Here is a 5,481-nt window from a genome sequence, read left to right on the forward strand (position 1 = left end):
CGCGGCCCCAGAGGACGAGGGCCGGCGCGGTGACTTCACCCAGGCGCGGCCCGAAGTCGGGGAACTGCTTGGGGTTGGCGGCCAGGCTCTTGACGAAGTTGTCCAGGTGGTCGCGGCGGGCCAGCATGTTGTCCAGGCGGGCCTGGAAGAGTTCTTCGGTAAGGCTGCTGCTGTCGAACACGAAGACGGCCATCATCTTCTTGAGGTTCTCGATGGTGGGCTCGCGGTAGAGGCCCTGGAGCAGCTTGATACCTTCGGTGGGCATGGGCACGAACTGGCTGGGGCCGCCGGTGCCGCCGCCCATCAGCACCAGCTTGCCGACCCGCGCCGGGTTGGCGAGGGCAAAGGCCACGGCACTGTGGCCGCCCATGGAGTTGCCGATGATGTGCACCTTGTCGAGGCCCAGGCCGTCGAGCAGGCCCTTGAGGGCGCGGGCATTCAGATCAGACCGGGAGCCGGTGCATACGATGGGGTCGCTCTTGCTCCAGCCCGGGCAGTCCATGAGGATGACCTGGTAGCCGGCGGTCACCAGCGGTTCGATGTTGCGGTTGAAGTTGGCCCAGCCACTGGCGCCGGGGCCGGAGCCGTGCAGCATGACCACGGTCTCGGCGCCTTCGCCAGCGATGTTGTAGTGCAGTTGCAGATCCAGGTCGCCTTCCTGGATGCGGATGAAGCGGCTGGTGGCGGCTTCGGTCAGGGTGGGGGTGCTCATGGGGGTGTCCTTTCAATCCGGTGGGGGTGCGGGCGGGTCAGCCTTCGTAGGGGCCGGCGCCGAAGCCGATGGGAGGGGGCGCCGAGGCCACCAGTTTCGAGAAGATGGCGGCGAAATCCTCACCCGGTGCCCCGCCCATGGTATTGCCCGTGGCGGCCAGCTCGGCATCGATCTCGGCCCAATCGTCGGCGGTGAAGTGCTTGCGCAGCAGGGGCAGGATCTCGCGCTCTTCGAGGATCATGTGGTTGCGGTAGAACTCGGCGTAGGTGTCGAAGGCCGCCGACAGGCCGGCCACGTCGGCCGGGTTCTGCGCGAAGGCGTCCAGGGCCTTCTCCAGCAGGGCGATGCGCTCGGCGGTGCCGGCGTGCTGGCGGAAGAGCTTGTCGAGCAGCTCCCGGCCCTCGTCGGTGCGGGCGGCGAGCCGGCCAAACAGCAGGCGGTCTTCCTTGGGGTGGTGCTGCTGCTCGGGGTAGGCCTCCAGGTAGTCCACCATGCCACGCAGCAGCTTGATGTCGGGCTTGAGGCGGCCGGCGCCGATCTCCTTGAGCATGAAGCGGACGGCGTGGAGGATGGCCGCCAGGGATTGATGTTCGTCCGCCAGGACTTGCAGTGCGCGCATGGGCGTGTCTCCGGTTGAGTTCAATTCGCCAGCATTTCCTGATGCTTGCTGGCCAGGCCCAGGTAGCTCTCGATGACGCGGGGGTCGTTGCGCAGGCTGGTGGCCTCGCCCTGCATCTTGATGGCGCCGTTCTCCAGCACGTAGGCGTAGTCGGCCACCTGCAGGGCGGCGCGGGCGTTCTGCTCCACCAGCAGGATGGACACGCCGCGGCGGCGCAGCTCGGCGATGATGCGGAAGATCTCCCGCACGATCAGCGGCGCCAGACCCAGGCTGGGTTCGTCCAGCATCAGGAGCTTGGGCTTGGCCATCAGGGCGCGACCCACCGCCAGCATCTGCCGCTCGCCCCCCGACAGGGTGCCGGCCGCCTGGGCACGGCGCTCCTTGAGGCGCGGGAAGAGGGTGAACACCTCCTCCATGGTCTGCAGGTGGTCCTTGTGGCCGGCCCGGTTGCGCTGGAAAGCGCCCAGCAGCAGGTTGTCCTCGATGCTCATGGAACCGAACAGCTCGCGCTTCTCGGGCACCAGGTTCATGCCGCGCACCACCATGCGCTCCACCTCCGGGATCTGTTCGATGCTGCCGTCGAAGGCCACCTGGCCGGCCGACGGGAGCAGGCCCATGATGGCCGACAGGGTGGTGGTCTTGCCGGCGCCGTTGGGGCCGATCACGGTGACGATCTGCCCTTCGCCCACGGCGAGGCTGATCTTGCTCACCGCCTCGACCTTGCCGTAGGCCACGGAGAGGTCCTTCACTTCGAGTACGTTCTTCTGTGCGCTCATCTCACACACCTCCCAGGTAGGCTTCGAGCACGGCCGGGTCCTGCTGGACTTCCTCCGGCAGGCCCTCGGCGATCTTCTCGCCAAACTCCATCACGACCACCCGATCCACCAGGTTCATCACGAAGTCCATGTCGTGCTCGACGATGAGCACCGCCATGCCTTCGGACTTGAGGCGCCGGAGCAGTTCGGACAGGGCCTGCTTCTCCTTCAGGCGCAGGCCGGCGGCGGGCTCGTCGAGGAGCAGCAGGCAGGGGTCGGAGCACAGGGCGCGGGCGATCTCGAGGATGCGCTGCTGGCCCAGGGCCAGGCTGCCCGCTTCCACGTGCATGAACTCGCCCAGACCGACGCGCTCCACCTGGATGGCGGCCTCGCGCAGCAGGCGGGCCTCGTCGGCCCGGTCGAGGCGCCAGGCGGCGGGCAGCACACCCCGGCTGCCGCGCATGTGGGCGCCGATGGCCACGTTCTCAAGCACGCTCATCTTGGGCAGCAGGCGCACGTGCTGGAAGGTACGGCTCATGCCCAGGGCGGCGATCTCCCGGGAGCTTTGGCCGGCCACCGACTTGCCGCGGAACAGCACCTCGCCGGAGGTGGGCGTATCCACGCCGGAGAGCTGGTTGAACATGGTGCTCTTGCCGGCGCCGTTGGGGCCGATCAGGGCCAGGATCTCGCCGGCCTTGACCGACAGGCTCATGGCGTTGTTGGCCACCAGGCCGCCGAACTTGCGGGTCACCTCGCGGGCTTCCAGGATGGTCTCGCCGTGGGGCGGCTGGGCCTTCTTCGGCAGGGGCTCGGCCTTCGGGTCGATCTGCTTGGGCTCGGCCCGCACCGGCACCAGCCGGGCCAGCAGCGGCCACAGGCCGTCGCGCGCCCGGTGCAGCACGATGATCATCATCAGGCCGAAGACGATCACCTCGTAATGGCCGGCCGAACCGAAGAGCTTGGGCAGGATGTCCTGCAGCCACTGCTTGAGCACGGTGATGACCCCGGCCCCCACCAGCGCCCCCCACACCTGCCCTGCTCCACCGACCACCGCCATGAAGAGGTATTCGATGCCGATGTGAAGACCGAAGGGGGTGGGGTTAACAAAGCGTTGCAGGTGGGCATACAGCCAGCCCGCAGCGCAGGCCTGCAGGGCCGCCAGCACGAAGATCACCATGCGCGCCCGGGACGTATCCACGCCCATGGACTCGGCCATCACGATGCCCCCCTTGAGGGCGCGGATGGCCCGCCCCTCGCGGGAGTCGAGCAGGTTGCGGGTGGTGAACAAGGCCACCAGCACAAACAGCCACACCAGGTAGTAGTAGTCGCGGTTGCTCACCAGCTCGTGACCGAACAGGCTGATCGGCGGCAGGTTGGACAGGCCGGCGTGGCCGCCCAGGAACTCCATATTGCCGAACAGGAAGTACAGGCTGATGCCCCAGGCCATGGTGCCCAGGGGCAGGTAATGGCCCGACAGCTTGAGGGTCACCGAGCCAAGCACGATGGCCACCGTCGCCGTGAGCAGCAGGCCCAGCAGCAGCGCCGCCCACGGCGACGCCCCGGTGAAGCCCAGCCAGGCCGGCAGCTCGGGCGTGGTGGTGAGCCAGGCGGTGGTGTAGGCGCCTAGGCCCACAAAGGCCGCCTGCCCGAAGCTGGTCAGCCCGCCCACGCCGGTGAGCAGCACCAGGCCCAGGGCCACCAGCGCCGACAGCCCCACGTAGTTGAGCAGGGTGACGTAGAACTCGGGCAGCACCAGCGGCGCCAGCCCCACCATCACCAGGAAGACCGCCAGCACGTGGCGGGAACGGAGCAGGCTCATGCCCGGCGCCGCAGCAACAGAACGGGTGTTCATTCTTCTTCCTCCACGTGGTGGGAAGTGAGCGAACGCCACATCAGGACGGGGATGATCAGGGTGAACACGATCACGTCCTTGAAGGCGCTCGCCCAGAAGGACGAGAAGGACTCCAGCAGACCCACCAGCACCGCGCCACCCGCCGCCAGCGGGTAGCTGGCGAGGCCGCCGATGATGGCCGCGACGAAGCCCTTGAGGCCGATCAGGAAGCCGCTGTCGTAATAGATGGTGGTCAGGGGTGCCACCAGCAGGCCGGACAGGGCACCGATCAGGGCCGCGAAGAAGAAGGTCTGGCGGCCGGCCAGGGCCGGGGAGATGCCCATCAGGCGCGCGCCGTTGCGGTTGATGGCGGTGGCCCGCAGGGCCTTGCCGCCCAGGGTGCGGTCAAAGTACAGGTAGAGGGCCACGATCAGCAGTACCGAGGCGGCCAGCACCACCAGCGTGTGTCCGCCCACCACCAGTGAGCCGATCTCGAACTGGGTCTCGCTGAACGGCAGGGTGCGCGAACCTTCCGGCCCGAAGATCAGCAGGCCGATGCCCACCATCAGCAGGTGCAGAGCCACGGCCACAATCAGCAGCACCAGCACCGGCGCTTCGGCCACGGGCTGAAAGGCCACCCGGTAGATCATGGGGCCCAGGGGCACCACGATGGCCAGCACCAAGAGGCCCTTGGCCACCTGGGGCAGGGCCTGCAGGGGCAGCACCCACAGCAGGCCGGCCAGCACCGCCGGATACAGCAGGTTCCACAGGGCGGACTTGCCCAGCTGACGGCGCGCCGCCGCACCGCCAAACAGATCGGCGGCAAAGGTCAGCGCCCCGGCCCCCAGCAGCAGCCACACGGTGCCGGGGAAATGGCCGGCTTCCAGCGCCGCCATGGAGAGTGCCCCCCAGGCGAGGAATTCGCCCTGGGGAATGAAGATGATCCGGGTGACGGCAAAGACCAGGACCAGGGCCAGGGCCAAGAGGGCGTAGATGGCCCCGTTGGTGATCCCGTCCTGCCCGAGCAATGCGAATATTTCGGCATCCATGAACGGACTCCTGCAGCCGCTTGCCGCACCCGCCAGGCGGGGCCGCAAACGGCCGGAAAGATCGGCAATAAAGAAAAGGCGGAGCGCGGCCCCGCCCCTGCGTCAGACAGCCAGACCGCGTTCCCGCGCCATGGAGATGGCCGTGTCCTCGATCATGTCCTCCTGCCCGCCCACCATGCCACGGCGGCCCAGCTCCACCAGGATGTCCCGGGCCGGTACGCCGTACTTGACGCTGGCGCGCTTGGCGAAGAGCAGGAAGGAACCATACACCCCGGCGTAGCCCAGGGTCAGGGCGTCCCGGTCGATGCGGATCGGGAAGTCCATGATGGGCACCACCAGGTCTTCGGCCACGTCGGTGATCTTCGCCACATCCACGCCGGTCTGGATACCCATCAGGTCGGCCACGGCGATGAAGACTTCCATCGGGGTGTTGCCGGCCCCGGCGCCCAGGCCGGCAGCGGCGGCGTCGATGCGCGTGGCGCCCACTTCGATGGCGGCGATGCTGTTGGCCACGC

The 5,481-nt window shown here is 68.1% G+C and carries 5 protein-coding genes and 1 pseudogene; all 6 read right to left on the reverse strand.

Annotated features, from left to right (window positions below):
- On the reverse strand, nt 1-712 hold a 712-nt coding region (locus J0L98_RS20915), incomplete at its 3' end, for an alpha/beta fold hydrolase (RefSeq protein WP_296414106.1).
- Between the two features lie 37 nt (nt 713-749).
- The gene (locus J0L98_RS20920) at nt 750-1,331 is read right to left on the reverse strand and encodes a hemerythrin domain-containing protein (RefSeq protein WP_296414108.1); all 582 of its coding nucleotides are present in this window, start codon (nt 1,329-1,331) and stop codon (nt 750-752) included.
- Nucleotides 1,332-1,351: 20 nt separating this feature from the next.
- Nucleotides 1,352-2,107, reverse strand: a complete 756-nt coding sequence (locus J0L98_RS20925) for an ABC transporter ATP-binding protein (RefSeq protein ID WP_296414110.1) — start codon at nt 2,105-2,107, stop codon at nt 1,352-1,354.
- Between the two features lies 1 nt (nt 2,108).
- Nucleotides 2,109-3,938 carry a branched-chain amino acid ABC transporter ATP-binding protein/permease gene (locus J0L98_RS20930; RefSeq protein WP_296414112.1) on the reverse strand — a complete coding sequence of 610 codons (1,830 nt, stop codon included), beginning with the start codon at nt 3,936-3,938 and terminating at the stop codon, nt 2,109-2,111.
- Nucleotides 3,935-4,966, reverse strand: coding sequence for a branched-chain amino acid ABC transporter permease (locus J0L98_RS20935; RefSeq protein ID WP_296414113.1), 1,032 nt, complete (start codon nt 4,964-4,966; stop codon nt 3,935-3,937). Before J0L98_RS20935 ends, J0L98_RS20930 begins: the two co-directional genes overlap by 4 nt.
- A gap of 102 nt (nt 4,967-5,068) precedes the next feature.
- A pseudogene (locus J0L98_RS20940) lies at nt 5,069-5,481 on the reverse strand (4-hydroxy-2-oxovalerate aldolase); the annotation flags it as partial.

It is taken from the genome of Zoogloea sp., from assembly GCF_017302315.1.
In the GTDB taxonomy this organism is placed as follows: Bacteria; Pseudomonadota; Gammaproteobacteria; order Burkholderiales; family Rhodocyclaceae; genus Zoogloea.